We start from the raw sequence: 20,269 nt of genomic DNA on the forward strand, positions 1-20,269 counted from the left end.
TAGCTAAACCAGCTGGGAGATCCTTGTAATTTTGTTTCATGCTGGGGGAATTAAATCGGGCTAAGTGGAAGTACTGGGTGTATCACCTGTTATTCTATGCTTTGCTTTTTGGCGTGTTTGCGCTGGATGGTCGCCATGAGGTGATCGAGTTTAGTGATTTGCCCTTTTTTCTGTTCTACACCTTGGTCGCCGCAGTGATCAACTATGTACTTATTCCCCGGTTCTTTTACACCAAAAAATTAGGACTCTTTTGGGGGCTTTTGGCCATTCTGATGCTCATCCTCTATGTGGCTGAAGAGATGGTGCTCGAACCTCTGTTTGTAGGAGGGAAGAGGGCTGCTCACATATCCAATGTTTTCTTTACGCTCTTCAGCATTTTGCCCATTCTGTTTATGATGGTGGGCTTCAAGCTGGCTCTTGATGCCCTTCAAAAGCAGCAGGAATTGGAGGAGCTTAAAGGGTTGGTTAAGGAGAGTGAATTGCGGTACCTGAAGTCTCAGATCAATCCCCATTTTTTGTTCAATCACTTGAATAATCTGTATTCCTATGCCATAGAACAATCGCCCAAAACGCCCGGTATTATTCTTGAGTTGTCCTCCGTTTTGCGTTACATGCTCTACGATTGCAAAGAAGATTATGTGCCTCTGTCCAAGGAAATGGATCACCTGAAGAATTTTACGGCACTTAGTGAATTGCAAATTGAGCAAAGGGGAAAGGTGAACTACTCGGCCCATTTGAACACAGGCCCATTTAAAATTGCCCCATTGCTATTATCGGTATTTGTGGAAAATGCCTTTAAACACAGCGTAGCAAGCCAGGCGGAGGACATTGAAATTGATATTCAGGTGGAAGTTGATGAAGGTGGGCAGCTTCGCTTTTCTTGCTCCAATAGCTATCAGCAAACATCCAACACGGATAGCCTGTCTCAAGGTATTGGATTGCACAATGTGAAAAAGCGCTTACATTTACTTTATCCCGATCGGCATACCTTGGATATTGATTCTTCTCAGGAGCAATTTCGGGTACATTTAACCTTGCAATTAGAAGCTTTATAGCCATGGTTCAAACGTGTATTATTATCGAGGATCAGCCACCGGCTCAGCGTATACTACAGAAATATATTCAGGATATTGGGTCACTTGAGTTAAAGGAAACATTTAACGATGCAATGAGTGCTTTGCCTTACCTGCAACAGCATCCGGTAGACTTGATTTTTCTCGACATTCACCTGCCCAAGCTATCGGGAATGGAGTTTCTCAAAACGCTGAGCGATCCACCCCAGGTAATCCTCACCACGGCCTTTTCGGAATATGCTTTGGAGAGTTACGAATACAACGTAGCCGACTATTTACTCAAGCCATTCTCCTTCCTCCGTTTCGTACAAGCGGTAAACAAAACCTTGCCACTCTCCAGGCATAGTGAAACGGGAACCAAGATTGTTCCTGAGGCGATGAAGCAGAGTTTTTTCATCAAATCCGGATATGACCTCATTCGAGTAGAGAGTTCCAACATTCTTTTCATTCAATCCGATTCCGATTACACAGAACTAATCACCCTGGATCAAAAGCACCTTAGCAGCGAGCCGCTTAAGTATTGGCTTTCTAAACTGGGGGAGGGATTCATTCAGGTACACCGGTCCTACCTCGTGAATGCGGCCAGGGTGACTAAGGTCTCTGGAAATCAGATTTACTTAGAGGGAGGCCACGTTATTCCCATAGGAAGGGCTTACAAAGATCTGTTACGCGATTTTTTACAGGATTGACCAACTGCTCAATTCGTAATCAACAGGGCGCCTTGATGGTATTTTAAAGTAACGGCGCAGCTACCGTAAGACCCAATAATACTGCGAAAGTTACAGGATGGATCTCCGGCAATTCGAGCTTCGTTTATGATCGTGTTCACTTCCTCAATGCCATAGGCCGGAATATGACTTCCTGTGGGAATAGGAGGTAAATCTATTACCTGATGCGGCAGTAGTTTCACCAGAGGCCCATCTCCATTTAATCGGCATTCTCCAGCCTCCAGAATGTTTACCTTGACCAGGAAACTACAGTCAGTCTCGTTTTTGAGTTGCCCCTGAGCGAGGGCATTGGGACTCAAAAGGGAGAGTGCCAGCAAAATACCAATGCCCATTCCCAATGAGGAAGTAGGTACGGTTTTCCCGTTGCGGCGTTTAATGATCAAGTTCATTTCCTGGGCTCTGTTCACGGCTTGTTGGCGGTTTACAGCCTCCAGTTTACCCAGAATATTAGCCACGTGGGTTTTGGCCGTATTCTTGGAAATAAAAAGCGCATCCGCAATTTCCGGGTTGGATTTGGCATCGGCCATCAGTTGTAAAACCTCCAGTTCGCGATCCGTAAGTCGTTGGTCGTTGGTGGGGCTCGGTTTGGAAGGATGGGCAATGGATGAGCGATTCCAGGTGGGTAGTGTTAGTCTTTCCCACGGGCCTACTATCCAGAGTAGTAAGCCGCCTAAACCTAATCCGCAGAGCAATCCCCATCCAAAAGCAGGTAAGGATGATTGAGCAGTGGTACTCGTTGCCGTAAGCCGCAAGTTGTCCTCCATTACCGCCTTGGTAAATTGAAACCGCGCCAATTGATGTTCCATTTTCTCCAGATTCTGGGCATCCAACTGGTGCATTTGCCGAAGAATTCCGCCGATTTTGTGACCCGAAGAATACTCGGACTTTCGAAAATGATCCTCCATTCGATGGGAGAGGGCAGTATACCAATCCAGGCGTTCGACTTGGGGTTGTTTGGCCAACCATAGAGAAAAGGCCTCCAAGTCATGATCAGAACGGAAGGAGGGCAAATCTTTTAGAGAATCATTGGGTTTAGTGGAATAGCCATAGCTATTCAAGGGGAGGTTTAGGTAAAAGAGCAGGCCAAAAATGGAGAAGAGAAACCGAATACTACACATCAAAGAGTTGATATTAAGGTTGTTAATCAAACGACTATAATATGCCCAGGTAGGTGGGAATACACAAAAAAAATAGGCCAAACCTTTTTCGATCTGACCTATTTTTTACCCTTCTGACGGAATTACTTACCGGATGACAAGCAATCGGTTTCGGTATTCAATGGTCACCCCACCGCACCAGCCGGCTACTGTGATTACTCGGGGGCCACATCCCGGGCGATTGACCACAACCGGACCACCGCCACCTCCAGTAGGGTTTACACCATAGGCTACTACCTGATATCCCAAGGGAGGAGCTGCCACCATAGTGGTAAGCGTTGTGGCCGGACAATTCATCACCGGACCGGTACCCATGGGGCAGCCAGTGGTCGAAAAGGTTTCGTTCACCTTTACGGTAAAGTCACAAGGCGTTTGATTATCTACGTCTACATTTTGAGCCTGAACAAAGGCGGGAAGGGTCATCATTGCGAATCCAAGAATGACCAGTTTAGTCCATGTTTTCATGTGTTGAAGTATTTAATAGTTTATGAATAAGATTAGGCCCAAAAATGAAGACTATACCCAGGAAATGCGGGTGATTAGTCGGGTGATATTGGTCAGAATCATCCCTCACCCGGTTGGGTGATGCGTTTTTTAAGTGTTTGATTTTAATTGAATTGCAGGCATGGAAAAAGAAAAACGGCTTAAGCAAAGTAGCTTAAACCGTTCTCTTCTGACTTGGTCCCCTAAAAAAGTCAGATCCGTTATCGTGAACTCAATTAGTCGTTCAAATCAAATCGATCGAGGTTCATCACCTTTGTCCAGGCATCCACAAAATCGTGCACCATTTTTTCTCGGGCGTCGTCGCTGGCATATACTTCCGCAATGGCGCGCAGTTCAGAATTGGAGCCAAAGATCAAATCTGCGCGGGTAGCTGTCCATTGGTAATCTCCTGTATTGCGATTTCGTCCTTCAAACTCAAGTTTGCTTTCGGATGTGGCTCGCCATTGGGTATTCATATCCAATAGATTTCTAAAGAAGTCATTGGTCAATGCTCCTGGAGTTCGGGTTAAAACGCCGAGACTGGAACCGTTGAAGTTGGCGTCCAATACGCGCATTCCACCAAGTAATACGGTCATTTCAGGTGCCGTCAAGGTGAGCAACTGGGCCTTATCCACCAATAGTTGCTCGGTCTTTAGTGTGTATTCCGTTTCCTGGTAGTTTCTAAAGCCATCTGCCATCGGCTCCAGCAAATTGATGCTTTCCGTGTCCGTTTGTTCTTGGGTAGCATCGGTTCGTCCAGGTGTAAAGGGCATGCTTACCGGATAGCCTGCTTTTTGGGCTGCCAACTCGATTCCCACATTTCCACCCAAAACAATGAGATCAGCCATAGAAACCTGACGGTTGGAGTTCCGCGCATTGAATTCCCGTTGAATTTCTTCATAAACCGCCAACACCCTTTTAAGCTCCGTGGGATTGTTGCAGACCCAATTTACCTGGGGTTCCAATCGAATACGGGCACCATTGGCTCCTCCGCGACGATCTGAGATGCGGAAGGTAGAAGCCGAAGCCCAAGCCGTGGTTATCATTTCCCGTTGAGAAATATCGGAGCGAAGAATGACTTCCTTTAGTGCAGTTATGTCCTGATCATTAATTAACTCGTAAGTACGAACAGGAATGGGATCCTGCCAGATAAAGTCCTGGGTAGGAGCTTCTGGACCTAAGTAGGTGGATTTTGGCCCCATATCGCGGTGGGTAAGTTTAAACCAAGCCCGGGCAAATGCGGCATCAAATTCCTCCGGGTTCTCCATAAATCTGCGGGATATCTTTTCATAAACCGGATCAAATCGAAGGGATAAATCGGTGGTTAACATGGTGGGTTTGTGTTTTTTGTCCGGATCAAAGGCATCTGGAAATACGGCATCGGCGCCCTTAGCCACCCATTGGTGTCCACCTCCAGGACTTTCGGTCAATTCCCAATCATAATGAAATAGGGTAGACAAAAAGCTGTGGTTCCACCGGGTAGGAGTAGGGGTCCAGATCACTTCCAGACCCGAGGTAATGGCGTCTTTTCCTTTTCCGGTTCCATAATCACTCTTCCAGCCCATGCCTTGCTCTTCCAGTCCAGCCGATTCGGGATTGGCTCCCAAATGATCGCCAGAAGCTGCTCCGTGGGTTTTCCCCAAAGTGTGGCCACCCGCAATCAAGGCAACGGTTTCTTCGTCATTCATACCCATACGGCCAAAGGTTTCGCGAATGTCGATAGCAGCTGCCACGGGGTCAGGGTTCCCATTGGGGCCTTCCGGATTCACGTATATAAGTCCCATTTGAACGGCGGCCAGGGGCTTTTCCAATTCACGATCACCGGAATAACGCTTGTCGCCCAACCATTCGTTTTCGGAGCCCCAATACACATTGCTTTCAGGTTCCCATACATCTGCGCGTCCTCCGGCAAAGCCCAGGGTTTTAAAGCCCATGTTTTCCAAAGCCACATTTCCGGTTAGAATCATCAAGTCTGCCCAGGAGATCTGGTTGCCGTATTTCTGCTTGATCGGCCAAAGCAATCTTCGGGCTTTATCCAGGTTGGCGTTATCCGGCCAGCTGTTGAGCGGAGCAAAGCGCTGCTGTCCGGCTCGAGACCCACCGCGACCATCGGCTGTTCTATACGTACCTGCACTGTGCCAGGCCATGCGGATGAAAAGAGGACCGTAGTTTCCATAGTCGGCTGGCCACCATTCCTGGGAGTCAGTCAAAACGGAGTCAATGTCTTTTTTGAGTTGATCATAATCCAAGTTGTTGAATGCCTTCGAGTAGTCAAACTCGTCTCCCATTGGGTTAGAGAGTTGAGAGTGCTGGCGAAGAATACTTAGGTCCAAGCGGTTGGGCCACCAGTCCTTGTTAGTAGTTCCTTCTCCCTGGATTATTTGTCCGCTGGATTTGCCTTTATCAAAACCGAAGGGACATCCACCTTTGTGTTCCATGTTTTCTGAGTTTTTAGGGTCATTACAACTTACCAGAAGTCCCAGTATAGCTGCAGTAAATACGATTCTTTTCATGTGCTGAATGAGTAATTTGAAAGCAAAGATGGAGGGGAATGTTTATTTATAAAAACTATATTTTCAATGCTAATATTGATAATGTCAATGTTGTAGATTTGTGCTATGAATATTCAGCAGTTCCAGTACGTGTTGGCAGTAGTTGATTTCAAAAACTTTGAATTGGCGGCCGAGCATTGTTTCGTTACTCAATCCACCTTAAGTACCATGATTGGTCGCCTGGAGGATGAAATGGGAATCAAAATCTTTAACCGGAAAACCAAACCCGTATCCTTGACCAAGGAAGGCGAAGAGTTGATCATTCAGTTTCGGGTTATCCTCAAGGAGATTGATTCCCTGAAGAATGTTGTACAAGAATTAAAAGGGGAGGTGGCCGGCGAACTACGTATGGGTATCATTCCCACAATTGCTCCATTTTTACTTCCTCTTTTCCTAAAGTCATTTGCTGAGGCCTTTCCTAAAGTGGAATTCATTGTGCGGGAAATGACCACAGCAGACATCCAAAAGGCATTACGCAATCGGGTGCTGGATATAGGTATTTTGGCCATTCCTCTGGAAGATCCTGATTTGACCGAATTGCCCTTGTACGATGAGCCCTTCCTCATATACGATTGTCGGGAAGAACCTTTCGATGGACCCATTTCGATAGAGGAACTGGATTACTCCAAACTCTTTTTACTACAGGAAGGGCATTGTTTGCGAACCCAGGTGTTGCAGATCTGTGAGCTTTCCAATCAATACACTACGGGTAAACAAAATTTTGAGTTCGAATCGGGTTCCATGGATAGTCTTCTGAGGTTCACCAAGGCCAATGAGGGGATGACCATTGTCCCTTTTCTTGCTAGTCTCGATTTACCCGCGAAAGACAAAAAGTGCCTGGTCGATTTCAAACTACCTACGCCGGTTCGTTCCATTGGCCTGATCACCCATAAACACTTCGTTAAGAAACGTTTGCTCCAGGAATTGCAAAAGGCGATTCAACAAGCCGTGGAGAAAAACCAACTTTCTTTGTCGGCAGAGCATCACTTGTTTAAGCCCTTGTGAAAACCCGATTCATCAGAATGGATCAAGTGTGGCAAGGGGTATTAGGAACAAGACTGCCTGTCAACACCTTTGCAACAACCAAAGTGCAGGATTGAAATGGTTTCCTTATCCGGGGTGTGTGGCCTAAAAGGTCAGATGCATTTGCGCGTCTAATACAATCATTTCTTTTCACTTCCCTTGAGTTTTGTTTAAGTCGCCATCACTATAGGTGACTGAAGGAGAAACTCGAAAATCCTTGAAAAGAGTAGGGAATAGAAAGCCACTTCAACCCGGGCTTTTCGAAATAGCTCTTGGCAGTTATTTCAATATGTAAACCTTAGACGCAAACTTATGACCTGTAGAACCGAGGCTAAGTTGTCGCTCAAAATATGAGCTCATGTTACCTACCTGTTCCAAAACTGAGCAGAGAGCGGTAACCTGCTGTTCGAGAGCCAATGAAGAGGTGATTGAAAACCTTTGTAAGGTCATTGAAAGCCAGGCCGTGGATCCCCATTTTGAGTTTCAGCACGCTATTCAGGGAATTCCTATCCATGCAACCTGTTTTGCCCAGAATCTCAAGAAACTAAAAGGATGCACGCCACGAACCTATTTGGCCAAAATTAGGTTGCGTCATGCAGCAGCCCTGCTTCGCACTCAAAATCTGCCCATCAAGAATGTAGCCTGGCAAAGCGGTTTTCGCAGCTATTCCTACTTCTGGCAGGTATTTAAAGAAACCTTTGGATGCAGCCCAACAACCTACCGCAATCGCCGATCTAAGGCCCTAAAGCCAGAAGTGGTTCATTGGAAGCTTCCACTCAATGATCAAATGAAAAAATCGACCCTGGATTGGATTCAGCAGGATTCGATCATATCGGCCTTTTTTCAAACCTATTTAAGCGACACCAACAAAGTGTATCTGAGTTACCATGAATTGGCGGATCAATTGCGGTTGAGCCGGTCTCAATTGGGCAGAAAGCTCAAAAAGTGTTTTGGTGTTCCTCCTATGAAGTTGGTTTTTTACCTCAAACTACTGATCGCTATGGAGTCGCTTAACAATGAGTCTTTGTCCGTTACCGAGGTGGCCTACCGGGCTGGTTTCTTTGATCAGGCTCATTTGTGCAGAGCTTTGCGCGAAACCTTGGGGCTCAGTCCTACCGAGTATAGAAAGAACAAACCGCATCAACAATCTTTAAAATGGCTTCGAGAGTCTCTAAATAAAAATAACCCGATGAATTAGTCAATCTGATACAAGGAATTCCAGGGGAAGGAGATCAACTTTGGTATTCCATTAACGTTAAACGAATAGCGACAGGCGGAATCCGAAAAGCCTTATGAGTAGGAAAACAAAAATTCACCCATTATGCCAGTTTTAAACGCAAACACCGCAGTAGCCTTAGGTCCGTATGCCAAAGGAGCCATATTGACCATCACTGCCCCTCAAACAGATACCATTGCTGATTTTCCAGATTTGAATGGAACTTACATTAGTCTGACTTATCTGCCTAAGAAGATCACTTTGGCTCAAAACACGGCCTACACTTTAACGGCTGCAGCGGCAAACATCACCTACCAGGTCCAGCAATAAAAATTCGGTTAATCATTCTGCACTCTTAAGTTCGACCATGCCCATAGCGCTTGGCTAACTCCCTATAGATCGGGTCGATTGGAGAAGAATAATTAATTACTCCCAGCCACAGGAGTAAAAGGGTGGAGGCGGTTTCCGAAAAGCCTGATGAGTAGGAGTCAATTTTAAACAATAACTAATTATGAGTCATTTAACAATGAATTTTTCCACTTCGGCTTCATTGGCTGAGGCTACAGGAACTTCGTATTCGGTCAACTGTGTCAATAACTCGACTACAGACTGGGTATTCTATGTGTATCAAACAATGCCCCAACAACCATCGGATATTTTTTCGCTGGCGTGGTTTGCTTCTCCCTACAAAATTTCTGTAGGATCTTCTATCCGTTTTAACTGGACCATTGACTACAGCTTCGTCTGGGGTAATACGGGAACAGTTACTCCAGGGGTAACCTTTGATGCCGGTGGTACGGTTCCTTGCGACTTGGCAGGAGAGAATATGACCACTTTTAGCCTGGATAACAATGCACCACAACTCAGTACTCCTGTTGAAGGAGGACAAGCAGGTAGCTTGACCATTAATGAAGCAGGTAACGTTCCAAACGACGTTTTCAGTACCGGTATCGGTATGTCAGGTTATGGAACTTTTGTGCAACAGGCTTACGCCAACACGACTCAAGTGTATACTCCTGAGCCCGAGTACTGGGTAGCTGCGGCGACTGAAATGCAGATGGGTGTGGTATTGGCACAAACGGTAAACCAGGCGGCGAGCTTTAAGTTTGAGCCGAATGTTTATTCCATCAAAGCCACTTTGGGTTCAGATAACCTTTGGACCATTGAAAACGAGTAGAGTTTAGTTTATCTCTCTTTGATAAGGGGCGAGTCTCCCTGAGGCTCGTTTCCCCTTTTTTGATTGCCCCACATGGAACAATCCAACACAGAATCTACAGCTACGACCTACCGATTGAGGTGCACCAACGCGTCGGCCATCAGCTGGTACTTTTACCTGTATTATCGCATGGTAGATCAATCCGAAGGAAATTACTATTCCCTGGTTTGGAAAGCCAGTCCTTTTGAAATTGCTCCTCAATCTTTCTACAACTTCTCCTTTACCGAAACGGAGTCTTTTCATTGGTTGTATTCTGAAAACCTGGACGCCGGAACTCTTCCCATGGCTGGAGGCGGGATACCCGCTCAGGTTCCAACGAACAATCGGGCTTTGTTTAATATCGAAGAAAATGTACCTCAGCTGTCCAATGCGTCACCGGAGGAAGGTTCAACTGATCTAGCCATCTATACGGGGGACAAAGTTCCTAATGCCCATTTTTCAACGGGTATAGGCATGTCTGGATCGGCGGCCTTGGTGCAACCGGCCTATGCCAATACCATGCAAACATTTCCATCCAATTTGGACCTGTGGTTAGCCGCTTCTCAATCTAAAGTTTGGGAGAGCGAAGTTCTGAATTTGGGTGAAATTTCTAATTCAATTGCTGTTCAGTATCCTTTGAATGTTAGCTCTTTAATGGCCACGATAAACGAGAGCAATGAATGGGTGCTCAACTCCTGATAATAACCCCTTAAACGAAAACAAAAATGAGTGATCAAGACAACCTTTTGTACGCCATGCAGCAAAGAAACCTGGTGTACAATTACAATTTTGTGAACTACAGCAACAAAGTCGTTGACACTGCTGTTACTTACAATCATCCCGATGGATGGCTTTATGAGGATAGTGGATCTGATGGACAGATAAGTTTTGACCCGGGAACCAATTCCTGCATTATCGTAAAAAGCAAAGGAGACGATTTGATGACCTTCTCGCAGTCCATCAACGAATTTCCCAGATACACCCAAGTAGTACCGGGAAATCGGGTTAGTGCTTGTGCTGTAGTGAATATCCCGGGTGAATCCGATGGAACCGTTACCTTTTTACTGACTGATGGGGATAATACCAGTTCATTGACCGAGGTGATACCGGCAGGAAAAACAGTGAATATGGAAATAGGGTTGGATGTGGGCTCATCCACCAATCATCTGTCTCTATCCCTTCAAAGCTCAACGGCGAGTTTAACCATCTACATTCATAAAGTATACGCCAATGTGGGCGAAGTTGCTTTAGAAACGCTTCCCTGCGTGGTGGAGGGAACTATTGGTGAGCGGAAACAATACATGTCCACCGAAAACCCACCTTCGGGAGAACTTTCCTTATGTCAGCCAACCGCAGAACTTTCCTCGTCTTACACCCGATTAAGCTCATTTTTGGATGGAAAATTTGGCACAGGTTCCAACGGTCTGTCCATGCTGCCCGATATGAGTGGTTATTTCAGCCGTGCCTGGGACAATGGTGCAGGAGTGGATCCCAATGCAGCCAACGATCGAACGGCCCTCGGAGATGGCTCTGTAAAAGGAGATAATGTAGGTACCGTTCAGGAAGATCAGGTAAAAGAGCATACCCACTCTTTGGACTATGACGACAGTGGTGAAATTCCTGCTGGAACCGCGGCGTCTCTGCCAAGTATCAACAAGGCCGTACCTTCTGAAACCGGAAAGTATGGGGGAGTGGAAACGCGAAGCAAAAACATCTCCGAATTGTACACCATGAAATGGGCTTAACTCTTTTGATGCGAATTCCTGCCCCACCTGGTCACTGCAGAACAGGTGGGTGATCACTCCATAGGCGGAGGGATGAGGGTTGCAAGCGCGCCCTCATTTTTGTTTTTCGGTGGTCCATATTGGGGAGAATGGGGTTGAATAGTTTTAACCGCTATCCCTGCTCATCTGGTCAAAATGCGCTAATTTCATCGCCATTCTTGAAAAACACATTCCATGTCTAAATACAAATCCATTATAGAAGCCAACAAACAGCGCTACCTTGACGAACTTTTTGACCTTTTACGTATCCCATCCATTAGTGCGGATCCGGCCTATAAAGACGATGTTTTTAAAACAGCCGATGAAGTAGCCCGACGATTGACTGAGGCTGGAGCAGACAACGTTGAAGTATGTGAAACTCCCGGGTACCCAGTGGTTTATGGTGATAAGATCATTGATCCTTCAAAACCAACTGTACTTGTTTATGGTCACTACGATGTACAACCTGCCGATCCCTTGGAATTGTGGGATTCAGGACCCTTTGAACCGGTGATTAAGAAAACGGATATTCACCCGGAAGGAGCCATTTTTGCTCGTGGTGCTTGCGATGATAAGGGACAGATGTACATGCACGTTAAAGCCTTTGAAATCATGATGCAGGAGGGAAGTTTGCCTTGCAACATCAAGTTTATGATTGAAGGGGAAGAGGAAGTGGGATCTGCTAACCTGGAATGGTACGTTAAGCGCAACCACGAAAAGTTGGAATGTGATGTTATTCTTATTTCCGATACCGGTATGCTGGCCAATGATATTCCTTCTATTACCACAGGTCTCCGCGGATTGGCCTACATGGAAGTAGAAGTAACGGGTCCAAACCGAGACCTACACTCAGGATTGTACGGAGGAGCAGTAGCAAATCCCATCAACATTCTAACCAAGATGATTGCCTCTCTTCAGGATGAAAACAATCATATTACCATTCCTGGTTTTTACGATAAAGTGGAAGAATTGAGTCAGGAAGAACGTGCTGAGATGGCCAAAGCGCCCTTTAGCCTGGACGATTACAAAGCGGCACTGGATATTGACGACGTTCATGGAGAAACAGGCTACACCACGATGGAGCGTAATTCCATCCGTCCTACCTTGGATGTAAATGGAATTTGGGGTGGTTATACCGGAGAAGGAGCCAAAACGGTTATTGCTTCTAAAGCCTATGCTAAAATATCCATGCGTTTGGTACCTAATCAGGAGCCCAATGAGATTTCTGAATTGTTTGAAAAGCATTTCAAAGCCATCGCCCCTAAGAGCGTGAAGGTTAAAGTGACTGCTCACCATGGTGGAGAGGGCTATGTAACCCATACCAACGATCATGCTTATCAGTCGGCGAGTAAGGCCTATGAGGTAACTTTTGGTAAGAAACCGATTCCCGTTCGTTCTGGAGGTAGTATTCCAATTGTGGCTTTGTTTGAAAAGGAATTGAAGTCAAAGTCTATTCTGATGGGCTTTGGTTTGGACAGTGATGCCATTCATTCACCCAATGAGCATTACGGCGTTTTCAACTACCTGAAAGGGATTGAGACGATTCCTTACTTCTACGAGTTTTTTGCCGGAGAGTAATTCCTAACAGACCCTTAAAAGGGCTCAAAATTCTTTTAAGATTTCATTAAGACCTGGGATTTCTCAAATCTGAAAAGGGGAGGATTATACAAGCGGTTTTTTCCTTGAATCATTCGGTTGATTTTTCCATTAACCGAGTCAAGTGCTGCGTTTATCCTATTCAAAATCAATGGCTTTGTTGCCTTTGCGAATTTTGATGGAAAATGTAACAGCAATGAAAAAGACCGTATTTATTTCTTTCATCCTAATCTTTTTAGGAGCTTTTCCTTTGAGGAGTTTAGCTCAAATTGATCAGTGGGAATTACTCACTGATCAATACCGAAATGTAACCCTGCGCGACATGGACGCTTCAGGCGATACCCTTATTGCGGTTGGCCCTGATATAAGCACTTTTACACCCCACATTCTGCGCTCGTTCGATGATGGTCGATCCTGGGACACACTTCAGGTGGGTAACGGCCCTTTACTGCGATCCATTCAATTTTCGGATCAAAACCATGCCGTCATTGGTTCAGTTAATACCTTTTCCTGTGTGTTGCGCACCTCCGATGCGGGCCACAATTGGGAGTGGATGTGGTGTGACCTCGATTCCAATTTTACCGGAATCAACCAAATTGAATTTTTTGATGAGCAACATGCCTACATGTTTGGATGGGGACGTGATGCCTTTACCTCCGGGTGTATGTATGAAACGACGGATGGTGGAGTGTCTTGGGCTCATGTAAAAGGAAATCTACCTGATCAACCCATTGAGTTTGCCCAATTTTTGAGTCCGCAACAAGGCTACACCGGGTCCTTTCTGTTTGGACACAGCCTGCTTTTCCGAACCATCGATGGTGGGCAATCTTGGCAGGAGTGTACGGCGGTGGATTCCATGAGTTTTACCGCGGCCTATTTTCATGATATCCAACGTGGTTTTATGTCCACCATGGATGGAATCATTTGGGCTACCCATGATTCAGGACACACCTGGACCGAAGTACACACCGATTCCAACGCTTATTTTATGGGAATAGAATTTGCCAATGAAAAGTATGGTGTGGCTGTCGGGAATGAGTATTCCGGCCGATCGCAACCGGTAATTGCCTATACCACAGATGGTGGCACAACCTGGAAAAGAGTAGATAACATGCCGGCTCATTTTCAGTTGCAAAAAGCCAAGTTTACCAGCGATCGTTTCTACGTCGTTTCTGGATCTGGTGAAGTATTGCGTTCCGGTAAGGTTGATCTAACTACCTCCACAACCGATGTACAAAAGGAGGAATTTGAGCTTAAGCTTTTCCCTAATCCAACACCCGTTGGAAATAGGGTAGAAATTCCGACTGAATGGTCAGGATGGGTGGACATTAAGGTTCTTAATAATCTGGGAGAAAGGGTAGGCCAATTAAGACTTCATGAGGGAGAACGTGAAATTCAAGCCAACTATGAACCCGGGATTTATTTCCTCCAAATATCCCACGAGCAAGGCTCCCATTCGATTAAATGGGTCATCCGTTAGGAAGGGCGGAGGAGAACTTAAAAGGAAGTCCATAGGTCGAAAGGCGTGCCTTTGGGCTTGACAATGAGAGATGTATCTCCTTATTTTAGGGGATGCATTTTTCTTTCAACCCAACTTTAAGAAATGTACGATCCCAGGCTGTTCGTATTTCACGCTTCAATTTTATTCGCGATTATAGCCTTCTTTGGCTTTCTTTTTTGCTTTTCGGCTTTATTCCGCTACTGCTGACGTCCTGCCATGAAGAAGAGGAGGGAATAGAAGTCGCAGCTATTCCGGTTGAAGCGGGTGAACAACCCACAATCAAACAATTGGTTAAAGGCCTTCTTAATGAGGGAGAAGAATTGATTTTACCTCCGGGAATGAGCCTGAATGATTTTCCGGAAATAGATTCCTCGCATCGCGATCGGCCGGATCTTAGATGGTTAGCTGAGTACATTCAGTTGGGCGGCATTTGTCGGCCGTTTCCCGGCTATAGGCCTGATGAACATGAGGATGATGAAAGTGTTCTTTTTAACGATGACCGAGGAGGTTACACGGATTACCGAAAGCAAATTGAAGCGTGGGAAAGGGCTCAGGAGAGGATGGAGAAATGGATAAAAGAACAAAGAGAAGGAGCCCGTGAAAAGTGTAAACCACCTACGTATTGGGAAACGGTTGGGCCTACGGAGGCAGGAGGGCGAACCTATGCAGCCATGTTTGATCCAAATGATCCAAAAGGGCACAAAGTATGGGCCGTAGCCTCGGGCGGTGGCCTTTGGAAAAATGAAAATGTGTTTGATGCTAAATCTTCCTGGGTTCAGGTGCCTGAATTTTTGGAGGATATGAAATTGAGTGACATCGCCTTTGATCCGAGAAACAAACAAACCTTCTACGTATGTGCCGGACGAGATGACCCTTATGGGCATGGGTTTTGGCGATCAGATAATGGTGGCCTCAGTTGGAAAATGGTGGCCCAGGCAAGTAAGTATAAGGCCTTGAAACAGGCCTTCCACATGGTAGTCCATCCGCTTAATGGTGACATTTATCTATCCACGATGGAGAACAGTTGGCTCTATCGATCCACCGATAAAGGAGTGACCTGGAAATTGGTGATGGAAGAGTACGTGGATGATATCGAATTTGATAGCCATGGAAACATGTACATTTCGCGTTGGGGCAAAGGGGTGTATCGTGCCAAAAACAATCGCCCCGGCGGACGTTCGGACTTTGATACCCTCTGCACCGAAAGCAACGGATTTGCCAAGTGGCGAACCTATGAGCGAATGGAAATTGCGGTAGCTCCTACGAATCCTAAGGTGATTTATGCCTTTGTAGACAGCATTTTTCCGGAGCAAGTGCGTAATGGAAAGGTGATCAGCCCAGAAATGAATTTTGTTCCCGGGGTTTTTAAAACCGTTGATGCTGGAAAAACCTGGACCTACAAACGATTCCCAAATGCGCGAAACTCTGGAGAGCGAATCTTTTCTCATTGTGATCAGGCTTGGCACAATTTCACAGCTCGGGTGCATCCCAAGGATGAGAATGTAGTCTATTTAGGAACTACGGATTGGATTAGAAGTTCCGATGGTGGTAATTCCTGGGATTGGTTTGCCCGGTATTATGGAAGCAAACGACAACATTACCCGTTCATTTATGCCGACCAACACAACCTGTATTTTCATCCCAATAATCCCGACACCATTCTCTTTGTAAATGATGGAGGCGTGTACTATACCAAAGATGGACGAACCCAGGGAAAGGCTGTATCCATGGTTAAGGCCAATAAAGATTTCACGGTTACCGAATTTTACTACACTTCTTTACACCCGGATAAGGAATACTTCATCGGGGGTGCACAGGATCTAGGTGTTCATCAATTCACTAATGGCAGCCCGGGAAAAAGGGTTTATGGGGGTGATGGCGCCTTTGTGGCCATTGATCAGGATGAACCTGAAAACGAGATTCATTGTGAAAACTATGGTTCTTGTCGCTTGGCCAGGTACGATAAGTATGGTGCCCGAATCTACCGGTATTCACTATCGAAACCAGAGGACGTAAGGTTGATCAATACGGCTGGATACGATAGTCGTGAAAACATTTTCCTAAACCCTGACCACGACAAGCGAATACACCGAACCCGCTATGTAACGAGTCCTTCTAACCGCAAAACCGATGCGATTCCATTACCCAAAGGGAACAAAGGAGGGGTATGCGTTTTATATGCTTCTCCATATTCCAAAAAGGGGAGTTCTACCTGGTTTATAGGAACCCGGGATGGAGGAAGGATTTACCGCATGAGCAATGCCCACAAAGACAAAGTCGTTTTTAGAAAATTGAATAGCAAGGTTTTGGAGTCAACACCACTGAAGAATAGGGATATTTGGATGTCAGACCTTCAGGCCTGGGGATCAGAAGATACCCTGGTAGCTTGTTTTTCCGGATTTAAAGGAGGAGGAATCTGGCAAACTCTTGATGGGGGAAGCAAGTGGACCAAGAAAACCGGTAACCTTCCCGACCAGCCTATTTACAACATCGCCAGAAACCCCAAAAATTCCAAAGAGGTGGTCATTGCCTGTTATTTCGGTGTGTTTTTGACCCAAGACTTTACAGCAAATTCGGTCAAGTGGGAGCCCATAGTGGGGGGATGGGAAAGTTGGAATGCTCTGTTGTTCAGTTCAAGGAGAATAGTGAGACCTTATACGTGGGCACCTATGGAGGAGGAGTGCTTAGAAGAAAGGCTCCCGAGCTGGACCGAGAAACGCTAAAAGCTCCAGTGTACTTCGATTTTGAAAGTCTGATGGAATTGTGGAGGCATTGGAAAATATGCAACCCGGCTGGAGTGGATGGCTGGGAGCAGGCTAAGGTGAATCGCATTGATACGAGTTCTGATGAATTTGTAGCAGATGTCCATCTGAATGAGTCCGTTTTAGTTTCCCGGAATTTCGAAGAGCCTGTTGAATGGTCCGCTTTAGATGAACTGGAGCCTCCGATTCTTGATATGAGTCAGCAAAAAGATCCCTACCTAACCTTCGACTATGCTTATGCCAGGAAAAAGGAGCGAAATCCGGGCTACCGAGACACTTTCGACCTGCAATACAGTTTAGATGATGGTCGCCATTGGCATTTGCTATGGGGAAAGAGAGGTTCGCATCTTTATACTGCAGAAGCTACCGAAAAGCGTTTTGTACCTAAAACAGGGGATTGGAAAACAATTGTTATTCCCTTTCCACAAGGCACAGGTAAAAAACGAGTTCTCTTTAAGTTCTCTACTTATGGCCCCAAAATGACCAACGATTTGTGGTTCGATAAATTTGGAGTAGGGGACATTAAGCGAGACATTCTTCGAATCCATGATGGTACCTGGCCTACAGAAGTGCTGCCTCAAACGCCTTAGCAATCTGAATTAACTCTTAGCCTGACGTACGCTTCTAAACCATTTAGCCAATTCTCTATCAATTTCGAAATCAAATACTTTTCGTTTTTGATTGTAGGTAATGGTGACATAAGGTTTAAGGTATTCAGCCTGAAAACTGTTCATTACCGGATGGTTCATAGTGGGGAGATCCATTTCAAAGTTGTATTTGAATTTGGCATCTCCTGGGTTAGCATCAGAATCAACGTGCGTATTTACTTCAATCGTTTTGCTCAAATGACCCTGCTTGCGAAATCTAACCTTATAAACCTTGTTCAAATCCAACTTCAAGGTCAGGTGACTGCCATTTAGAGCGATGGTTTCAATCAGTCTTCCGTTTTCAAGAATATCAACTTCCGTGTTTCTTAAGTGCTTGGAATTTTCGAATAGCACCCCTTTGAGAATGAAAGTGCCCGTTGAAGTTTCGGGTGTACCTGCATGAGCGTGGGATGGTGAACAAAGGTTGAGAAGAAGAACACTTGAGAGAATTAGGATTTGGGTAAAAACGGAGTACATGACTTTTTTAGATTAAGATTTATTAGCCCTATATCCAGTCAAATGCCATTTATGTAATTATTTGATTTTTAGTTGATTGTAAATTTTGTTTTCGTGCCAATTGTCTACAGAGTAGAAAATTCTTGAATTGAGAACTGCAAGAAGGGGTGGAATCGAGAAAATTTCATCCCATCACTTATTCGGCTATTTCCGGCTCCTATTTATTGAAGCTCTTCAATTATACATAGTCCATTGGAAACCCTGTTCAAGAGCAGGAATTTTACCTCCAACTAATTATGGAGGTAGCCGAAAATCCGGACTATAGAGTAGGCACAGAAACCCAATAAACATGAAGCTAAAATTTTATTATTTGGCCATTCTCCTTGGAATGGTAAACCTGGGAATCGCACAGACCCATACCAATTACATTGATTTTGAACCTGGGAATTTAGGTGGCGGATATTTTCCTGCTGGAGATGGAAACCCTACCAATCATGGTTATTTTGAAACCAACTACGGTGTTAAGTTCTACTTCGAATCAGGTGGAAGTTATTTTTGGGCCAGAGATGCCAAAGTGGGAGGAGCTCCTTATACGCCTGGCCCCAATACAACGGCTAAGGCCTTTACCATTAACAGCGCCTTGCCCACCAATTGCGATGGCCACGGTCAGCCCACTACCGATGATTTTCCCTTTGACGTACCAGCAGGATATGATCCGGGCTGCTGGATGTTGACCGAAAAAATACGCGGACCTATGCAAGGTGGATCATTGGATCTTATCATCGACTACTACATGAGTCAGATTTTATGCACCCAAGCTTCCGGGTATTTTTATGATATCGATGGAGCTGTTACGGGTGGACACAATCGACAGGAGGCTTGGAAAATCGAGTGGTTTGTAGCCGGTTCTAATGGCGTGCCCGAGGATGCCATTTATGTAGTATCAGATGATTGGAATAACTGTACCAATTGTCCAACCCTTCCAACTGGTGCCGTTATTTACAATGCCCTTCCTGGAGGCACTTCCTACGATGCAGGTGATGGTCGAGCCACTTATTGGGAATTTGAAACCAACGGTCAGCCTATTGATTTTATCAAAATTTCCTACGTAGGAGATACGAATAAAAGAGTAGGAGTAGCGTTTGACAACTTCTTCTACTGCAGTAAAGCAGATCAGGATCCATGCGACACCGAGGCCAACTTTAGGCATTCGATCAATGGATGTATGGTTCACTTCAATGACATTACTCCAGAGCCAAACGGAGGTCAGGTAATCGGGCACTTTTGGGATTTTGGTGATGGTACTACCTCTACGGAGGAAGATCCTTCTCATCAATATGGACCCTTTGCTGGAAGCTATACGGTGACCCACGAAGTAACCATCTATGATGGAGAAAACTGCTGTACTCAGCAAATCACCAAAGAGATTACAACGGACGATTGCGAACCCTGCGAAGCGGATGTAGAATTTACCTGGGAATCTCTGTGTGATGGGGATAGTCCATGTCGCGTTAGGCTTAAAGCAGATGTAAGCTCATTTACTCAGCCCATAGCAGGTTATTTCTGGGAGTTAGGAAATGGAAGAACAGCTTCAGGTAAGGAAGTGGATGTCTATATCGATGGGGTTGAGTTGATTTGCTTAACCACCATTTTCGCTGCTCCCGATCCGTTTACAGGTGAGTGCTGTCAACGACAAGTTTGCGCTACCGTAAACTGCCATACCTCCGGAACCAGTGCTGGTGAAGAACCTGCCGGATTAGCCCCTGATCAAACCAGCAATCAAGATTCTGAACAATCCACATCTACTGAGGAAGTCCCAACTCCAATCCAGGATATTCATGTGTTCCCAAATCCTGCCGATGATCAGCTGGATGTTCAAATAATGGCACAAAATGAGGATTTGGTTTCTATTCAGTTGGTCAGCCTGGACGGACGTGAGGTACTGTCTATCGATCCGATAGAAATTGCTCCGGGAGAACAAAAACTGGAATTAGCCACGCATTCTTTTCCGGCTGGTATTTACCTGCTTACTGTAAGAGGACAGAAAACCAATTATACCCAAAAGGTTCAAATCGAGCATTAGTTTCTCATAAGTGCTGTTGATGCAGCTCTATTAG

17 protein-coding genes are annotated in these 20,269 nt (G+C 45.4%); 13 read left to right on the forward strand and 4 right to left on the reverse strand.

Features of this window, described 5'->3' with window-relative positions; translation table 11 throughout:
* The first annotated feature begins 38 nt into the window (after window positions 1-38).
* Complete coding sequence (locus KFE98_17250; GenBank protein UTW61737.1) at window positions 39-1,055, forward strand: histidine kinase; 1,017 nt, start codon at window positions 39-41, stop codon at window positions 1,053-1,055.
* Between the two features lie 2 nt (window positions 1,056-1,057).
* Complete coding sequence (locus KFE98_17255; GenBank protein UTW61738.1) at window positions 1,058-1,762, forward strand: response regulator transcription factor; 705 nt, start codon at window positions 1,058-1,060, stop codon at window positions 1,760-1,762.
* Between the two features lie 8 nt (window positions 1,763-1,770).
* Here the strand turns inward: KFE98_17255 and KFE98_17260 are convergent, their stop codons facing one another.
* The 3 genes from KFE98_17260 to katG all read right to left on the reverse strand — a co-directional run bounded on the left by KFE98_17260 (window position 1,771) and on the right by katG (window position 5,954).
* Window positions 1,771-2,706 (reverse strand): response regulator transcription factor, encoded by a 936-nt coding sequence (locus tag KFE98_17260; GenBank protein ID UTW64739.1) that lies wholly within the window; start codon window positions 2,704-2,706, stop codon window positions 1,771-1,773.
* Between the two features lie 339 nt (window positions 2,707-3,045).
* Window positions 3,046-3,423, reverse strand: coding sequence for a hypothetical protein (locus KFE98_17265; GenBank protein UTW61739.1), 378 nt, complete (start codon window positions 3,421-3,423; stop codon window positions 3,046-3,048).
* A 254-nt stretch (window positions 3,424-3,677) separates the two neighbouring features.
* Window positions 3,678-5,954 carry a catalase/peroxidase HPI gene (katG, locus tag KFE98_17270; GenBank protein UTW61740.1) on the reverse strand — a complete coding sequence of 759 codons (2,277 nt, stop codon included), beginning with the start codon at window positions 5,952-5,954 and terminating at the stop codon, window positions 3,678-3,680.
* Window positions 5,955-6,059: 105 nt separating this feature from the next.
* Here katG and KFE98_17275 point away from each other — a divergent pair, with 105 nt between their 5' ends.
* The 10 genes from KFE98_17275 to KFE98_17320 all read left to right on the forward strand — a co-directional run bounded on the left by KFE98_17275 (window position 6,060) and on the right by KFE98_17320 (window position 17,639).
* Window positions 6,060-6,998 carry a LysR family transcriptional regulator gene (locus KFE98_17275; GenBank protein ID UTW61741.1) on the forward strand — a complete coding sequence of 313 codons (939 nt, stop codon included), beginning with the start codon at window positions 6,060-6,062 and terminating at the stop codon, window positions 6,996-6,998.
* Window positions 6,999-7,374: 376 nt separating this feature from the next.
* A complete protein-coding gene (locus tag KFE98_17280; protein UTW61742.1) occupies window positions 7,375-8,214 on the forward strand; it encodes a helix-turn-helix domain-containing protein in 840 nt (279 codons plus the stop codon).
* A 123-nt stretch (window positions 8,215-8,337) separates the two neighbouring features.
* Window positions 8,338-8,562, forward strand: coding sequence for a hypothetical protein (locus KFE98_17285; protein UTW61743.1), 225 nt, complete (start codon window positions 8,338-8,340; stop codon window positions 8,560-8,562).
* Between the two features lie 196 nt (window positions 8,563-8,758).
* Window positions 8,759-9,409: a protein RhiA gene (locus KFE98_17290; GenBank protein ID UTW64740.1), complete on the forward strand. Its 651-nt coding sequence runs from the start codon at window positions 8,759-8,761 to the stop codon at window positions 9,407-9,409.
* Window positions 9,410-9,481: 72 nt separating this feature from the next.
* On the forward strand, window positions 9,482-10,126 hold the full coding sequence (locus KFE98_17295) for a hypothetical protein (GenBank protein ID UTW61744.1): 645 nt from the start codon (window positions 9,482-9,484) through the stop codon (window positions 10,124-10,126).
* Window positions 10,127-10,152: 26 nt separating this feature from the next.
* Entirely contained in the window at window positions 10,153-11,172 is a 1,020-nt protein-coding gene (locus tag KFE98_17300) for a hypothetical protein (GenBank protein ID UTW61745.1), read from the forward strand.
* Between the two features lie 213 nt (window positions 11,173-11,385).
* Window positions 11,386-12,768, forward strand: a complete 1,383-nt coding sequence (locus KFE98_17305; protein ID UTW61746.1) for a dipeptidase — start codon at window positions 11,386-11,388, stop codon at window positions 12,766-12,768.
* Window positions 12,769-12,982: 214 nt separating this feature from the next.
* On the forward strand, window positions 12,983-14,266 hold the full coding sequence (locus KFE98_17310; protein ID UTW61747.1) for a T9SS type A sorting domain-containing protein: 1,284 nt from the start codon (window positions 12,983-12,985) through the stop codon (window positions 14,264-14,266).
* 92 nt (window positions 14,267-14,358) lie between these two features.
* The gene (locus tag KFE98_17315) at window positions 14,359-17,010 is read left to right on the forward strand and encodes a hypothetical protein (protein UTW61748.1); all 2,652 of its coding nucleotides are present in this window, start codon (window positions 14,359-14,361) and stop codon (window positions 17,008-17,010) included.
* The gene (locus KFE98_17320; GenBank protein UTW61749.1) at window positions 16,947-17,639 is read left to right on the forward strand and encodes a hypothetical protein; all 693 of its coding nucleotides are present in this window, start codon (window positions 16,947-16,949) and stop codon (window positions 17,637-17,639) included. Before KFE98_17315 ends, KFE98_17320 begins: the two co-directional genes overlap by 64 nt.
* 9 nt (window positions 17,640-17,648) lie before the next feature.
* Here KFE98_17320 and KFE98_17325 read toward each other — a convergent pair whose 3' ends face one another.
* Window positions 17,649-18,173, reverse strand: a complete 525-nt coding sequence (locus KFE98_17325; GenBank protein ID UTW61750.1) for a hypothetical protein — start codon at window positions 18,171-18,173, stop codon at window positions 17,649-17,651.
* Between the two features lie 328 nt (window positions 18,174-18,501).
* Between KFE98_17325 and KFE98_17330 the strand changes: the two genes are divergently transcribed.
* A complete protein-coding gene (locus KFE98_17330; GenBank protein UTW61751.1) occupies window positions 18,502-20,235 on the forward strand; it encodes a T9SS type A sorting domain-containing protein in 1,734 nt (577 codons plus the stop codon).
* Window positions 20,236-20,269: the final 34 nt, after the last annotated feature.

It is taken from the genome of bacterium SCSIO 12741, from assembly GCA_024398055.1.
GTDB lineage: Bacteria > Bacteroidota > Bacteroidia > Flavobacteriales_G > Salibacteraceae > SCSIO-12741.